This is a genomic window from Hyphomonas oceanitis SCH89 (genome assembly GCF_000685295.1).
GTDB classification, from domain to species: Bacteria; Pseudomonadota; Alphaproteobacteria; order Caulobacterales; family Hyphomonadaceae; genus Hyphomonas; species Hyphomonas oceanitis.
In genome coordinates, this window is the sequence record NZ_ARYL01000086.1 from 1 (window position 1) to 3,496 (window position 3,496).

Sequence of the window (3,496 nt, forward strand, 5' to 3'; positions counted from 1 at the left end):
ACATTTCCAACAGGAGAACCAGAGGCATTCGTCGCAAATATTGCCCTTTTCCTGCCGGTCCGGATTGAACGGTCCGCAAGCCTGATCACACTCGTACCGGACAACGCATCGGCGCCCTGACCTGGTCCGACGGCATGGCAGTCGGACAGGCAGAGGGGCTCCGGTGGCAGAGAATCATCCACGGCAAGCCGGCCGCAGCCAGCATCACTTCCTCAAGAAATCCGGTGCCGAGCAGCCGTTCGTGATGTGACCGGATCAGGTCGGCTGATTACATGGCGATTGCACCATCCGCCTGGAGTGCTTCCACGGCTTCAAGCGGCCCGGCAAGTTTTTCCGGCGCGGTAGTCATGCCGGTTCATTTCTCAACTGCGTGTCGTGTGCAAAGCTTAGCTTATCAGGACGTACAAGTTTTAGCTTATTGCGCTCAACGCATCACGCATCTTCCGAAATGTCCAATTCTGGAAGTGAACGCTTAACCGGGTTCCACAGCTAATTACAACCTGACGCATATTGGCGTTCAAGTCTCTTTGTGGTCGTCTATTCCAACGCCAAGAAGCCAGGATGGAATGGGCTGGCGCTTATGGGGCGTCCGGTGTTAGGGTGCCAGCTTATCAAAGCCTTGGGGCAAACCCGGTAATGCGTTCAAGTATCGCATCGAAAGCGACCTGGTCCCGGTAGTAAAGTGCGCGCGTTCCGGCATAGGCAGCTGCATAATTCTTTCGCGTTTCGGCATCGCTGAGGAGGAAGGCTTCATTCCTGGTGAGGTCTGCTTCATCATCTTGCCGAAAGCGTTTGGCCTTGTGTTCCAGATACGCCTTTGTTCCGATGAATTCCTGGACCGAATTGTCGCCAAGAAGGCAATAGACATCGTAATAGTGCCGCATGAAATTCACCGGCATGTCGCCGTTTTCCTGATGCAGGCGGTATTTGGTCGAAATCGTCTGGAGCTTTTCGACAAATGTATAGCCCGGCTCGTAACAGGGCACGTCGATCGCGCGGTTGTCGACGAGGCCTCCGATCCCGCTCGCTGCGGCTAGATCATAGGCCCAGGATGAGATCGCGCAAGGCCGGTTCGGCGCCACCTGATCGAAGCCGGCTTCGAGCAATATGCCTTCTTTCAATCCGTCCGGCAGCGGATGGATTGGCTCATATAGGAGGCGGATGCCCGCACCCCGATATTGCGGCAAGTCGTCAAACCCGGTGTCACGCTCGACCGCGGCAAAGCCCGCAATCCTGATCCGCGTGGCCAAGTCGTCGAAAAAGGCAAGGCGCGCCGCGGCATGGGCCGGCTTTCTATGGCTCGGTCCATATTTGAGGTCGGTCTCCGGGTGGATGAGGATGTCGATGTCTTCCGAGAACCGGTCAATCAGTCCGTAGCCTTTGGACAGGGACGTGCCGCCCTTCAGTTCGAAGGTGAAGCCGAGTTGCTGCAGGCCCCATAGGCCATGCATGATCCAGTAGTCTTTTTCGACAAGACCGGGATCGACCTGTTCCTGTCTCGCGGCGACCGCGATCAGGTCCGGAAAATCCGGAAGTTCATGCAGCAGCATCAGTCCGACGCCGCCATGTCGTCTGCAAGAACCGGTTCAAGAAGACGCGCAGCGCGCGCTGACCCGAAATCCTTTACGGCGCGTGCAAGCCGGGTCCGGTCCATGCTGCGGGCGCGCGACAGCGCTTTCGGCAAAACCGCCGCCTTGTCCTCCGCCAATCGGCCCAGATTGTGCAGGAGATCGACCAGAAGAAATTCCACGTTCAGGCTGGACGGCACAGATGCGCGCATCCGGAAGTCATAGGGACGTCCGTCCAGTTTGAAGTGTCCGTGGCGTTTGCGGTTGTAAACCACAGGTTCGTTGTAGAGCTGCGTCGTGCCGAGGCCGAGACTGTTATACGCGTTCGGTGAGACCATGAGAAACCGGTCATCTCCCAGGAATGTCTCCACCAGCTTTTCCGGACTGGCGGGTGCTGAGCCGAAACGGGTCTTGCGCGGCGCCATGTAGAGTCCCGGAGCGACCTTTTCGAGCCTGCCTTCGTCCAGCAACAGGCGGAGATGCCGGTCGATGGCATTGGACCAGCGCGCAAGATCCTTGCGCCGGTACACCTGTCCCGGACGGAGTCGCTTTTTCAGTTCTGCCGTGGCCGTCATGTTTGCCTCCATCTGTGTCCATATAGGTGACCGCCCTCCTTAAATGCAAGTAATATCATTAAAAATTCATGCATATTGTGTGTGAGTATGGTCTTGTCTAAAGAGAGCATATTGCTAACAATCTGGAGCCGGCATTTGCTGTCGCTCCTCTTCGGGCTGTCGATGCGACAGGGCAAGAAGAGTTGATCGGAATTGTTTCTTGAAAAATGCGCTGAACCGCTGCTCAACCCCCAAGATCAGGGGGCCTGATCCCGACCTCGCCGCCGAGCGGCACGTTCCGGGCAGGTGCGCCGGAGGAATTTGTCGCCAATATCGCACTCTTCCTGCCCGTCCGCCCCGCGCGGTCGGGCCAATACATCACGCTTGTGCCCACCCGTTGCTCCAGGCCCTGACGTATTTATCCTGCCCGGCCACTTCGGCTCTCAGCCATCCGGCTTCGCTAAATGATCTCAAAAATTCTTGAAACTTTCACTTTTTGCAAGTATTGAGAACTTTATGAGCAAGCTCGTCCAGACCCTGAAAGATGCCGGCTATGCGCACCGCCTGTTCACGGACAGGCAATTGGCGCGCCTTGTCGATGGTGGAGACGCGCGTCGGTATGGTCTCGTGAACCGCGCGCTCAAGGATGGATCGCTGACCCGTATCAAACGCGGGCTGTATGCGCTGGGCGGGCCGGACACGCAAAGCACACCGCACCCCTTTGCCGTCGCCCAGGCATTGGTGCCCGGCAGCTATGTCTCGTTCGAGACGGCCCTGTCCTATCATGGCTGGATTCCGGAAGCGGTCTACACGACCGCGAGCGTGAACACGGGACGCAAGACCCTGACCCGGGACACGGAGCGGTTTGGCCATTTCAGCTTCCACCCACTGGCGATTGCGCCCTACCAGTTTCTCGTCTCGGTCGACCGGATCGGGATGGGCAAGTCTGTCGCCCTGGTGGCCCAGCCGCTGCGTGCCCTCATGGACCTGGTAGCCTTGCGAAAAGCGAACTGGGCCGGTCTTGACTGGATTGAGCAGGGCCTTCGGATCGAGCGGTCCCGGCTGACGGCGCTGCAGCGCAGTGATTTTGATGCGCTTCGCGATGTCTACAAGCACAGGCAGGTACGACTGTTCCTGAGCGCATTGGAACAGGCCGTGATGGGTCTCAGACAATCGGGCAGCCTGTCCGGGAAAGGCACCGATGATTGATCTCATTCAGGAGAAGCTGCGATCCTATGGCGCGAAGAACCGCCTGGAAGAGGAGAATGCAACAAAGGAGATCATGCAGGAGATCGCCCTCTATGCGCTCTGGAAGGCGGATTTTTTCGACGTCGCCGTGTTTCAGGGCGGCACGAGCCTGCGCATCCTCCATGG

The 3,496-nt window shown here is 58.0% G+C and carries 3 protein-coding genes and 1 pseudogene; 2 read left to right on the top strand and 2 right to left on the bottom strand.

The annotated features are described in order from the left end of the window. Window positions 1-611 precede the first annotated feature (611 nt). The gene (locus HOC_RS20155) at window positions 612-1,550 is read right to left on the bottom strand and encodes a nucleotidyl transferase AbiEii/AbiGii toxin family protein (RefSeq protein ID WP_035542226.1); all 939 of its coding nucleotides are present in this window, start codon (window positions 1,548-1,550) and stop codon (window positions 612-614) included. Continuing rightward, window positions 1,550-2,143, bottom strand: a complete 594-nt coding sequence (locus HOC_RS20160) for a hypothetical protein (protein ID WP_035542232.1) — start codon at window positions 2,141-2,143, stop codon at window positions 1,550-1,552. The genes HOC_RS20155 and HOC_RS20160 overlap by 1 nt, the downstream gene beginning before the upstream one ends. 495 nt (window positions 2,144-2,638) lie before the next feature. On the opposite strand from HOC_RS20160, the gene HOC_RS20165 reads away from it, so the two are divergent. Both HOC_RS20165 and HOC_RS23040 read left to right on the top strand, forming a co-directional pair. After that, window positions 2,639-3,331: a type IV toxin-antitoxin system AbiEi family antitoxin domain-containing protein gene (locus HOC_RS20165; protein ID WP_035542231.1), complete on the top strand. Its 693-nt coding sequence runs from the start codon at window positions 2,639-2,641 to the stop codon at window positions 3,329-3,331. Then, a pseudogene (locus tag HOC_RS23040) lies at window positions 3,324-3,496 on the top strand (nucleotidyl transferase AbiEii/AbiGii toxin family protein); the annotation flags it as partial. The gene HOC_RS20165 and the pseudogene HOC_RS23040, both read left to right, overlap by 8 nt.